The 1,427-nt window shown below is 37.1% G+C and carries 2 protein-coding genes; one reads left to right on the forward strand and one right to left on the reverse strand.

Annotated features, from left to right (window positions below; translation table 11 throughout):
* Window positions 1–488: efflux RND transporter permease subunit (locus AC33VI_RS23235; protein ID WP_491784634.1), on the reverse strand; the 488-nt coding region annotated here is incomplete at its 3' end.
* A 318-nt stretch (window positions 489–806) separates the two neighbouring features.
* Between AC33VI_RS23235 and AC33VI_RS23240 the strand changes: the two genes are divergently transcribed.
* Window positions 807–1,148: a hypothetical protein gene (locus AC33VI_RS23240; protein ID WP_491784635.1), complete on the forward strand. Its 342-nt coding sequence runs from the start codon at window positions 807–809 to the stop codon at window positions 1,146–1,148.
* Window positions 1,149–1,427: the final 279 nt, after the last annotated feature.

Consider the following 1,427-nt stretch of genomic DNA (forward strand, 5'->3'; position numbering starts at 1 on the left):
AAGACTTCTGCCTGACGATTGAGAATGGCATAATTAGGCTTGTCATCCTGGGACCAAGTTAAAGCCGAAATCAACGCAAAAGCTTTGACCTTACCCTTATCTAATTCTGGTTCTACTATACCTGTTGGTAACTCTGGCTTCACCTCATCCAGTTTGTTTTGTACCCTCGACCACACTCCGTCTACTTGTTCTTTGGTTACGCTGTCTTTTAACTCGATAATAATAATCGAACTGCCCGTACTAGAAGTTGAAGCATATTCCTTAATCTCCTCGATCTCAATCAATTCATCTTCAATCTTTTGGGTAATCAACGTCTCAACCCGTTCGGCATCTGCCCCATTCCAAAAAGTTTGGGCGATCGCAAACCTCGATACTAATTCGGGATCTTCCAGTCTGGGTAAAGCAGTATAAGAAGATAAGCCCCAAACGAAAATCAAAATAATTGTCAAAATCAACAAACGAGCATTGCGATAGAACAGAGTAACCATTAAATGTATAGATGAATCGATAAAGTTATTGATTATACAAAAAATTGATATACAACTTGTTGTATAAACTTACCATATCATACACAATTTGTTGAATAGTTAGTTGTCGAGATATGGCGATCGCTATATTTTTCTAGATAGCATTCTTGAAAGCTTCGCACTTATTTCCTCACTTATAATTTTCTCAGATTCAACTCAGACAAATTAATTTTCTTTTCAATCAACTCTTAGATTCTGCTCCAGATCTACTCAGAACTAAAAGCGATTCTATATATAACGAAACAAGTTCAATGGTTTTGAATCAAGGAGAAATAACTCATGAAACGTACATTATTTACTACTCTATCTGCTCTAGCTCTTTCTTTGACTACTGCTCCTGCATTTGCTGGCGAAGTAGTTGCCGTTAATTCTCAGTCTGTTAACAACATTGTCGAAATTACTCCCTTCAATTTGGTCAAACGCGGTTATCAAGGCTCTTTTACAAATAAAGGAATTCCTGGTTACGGTTCTTTTGTTAAAGCAGCTAATAGTGAAAGAGTAACCGCCAAAGATTTAGTAGAAATAGCAATTGCCGATGGTAGACTTGCTCCCGAAACTATCAACGATCGAGGATATTTGAGAAACGTTACTTCTCATTTAAGCAATCTGGACGAGGACTAAGACATTATTTCTTTCACAAAACAAATAATCAATAGCGTACCGACGGAAATGGAACGTTAAAACCTACTGTCAAACTTATAGAGCGATCCCTATACCCCGAACAGCATTACCGAGTCACGAACTTAATTATGAGAAAGGGCGATCGCTTTATACAGTGACTTTATTTCCATTCACTGCACCTTATACAAAGTAGACAGGATCTTACTTAGTCCTGCTTTTGGATTCTCTAATCATTTTCTTGAGATTTTCTCAGGGTTGATTAAGATATTTTCGGTAAAT

The organism is Waterburya sp. (assembly GCF_058530065.1).

Bases quoted from the DNA above. Each gene is read 5' to 3' on its own strand.
- AC33VI_RS23240 (WP_491784635.1), top strand. From the start codon at position 807: ATGAAACGTACATTATTTACTACTCTATCTGCTCTAGCTCTTTCTTTG.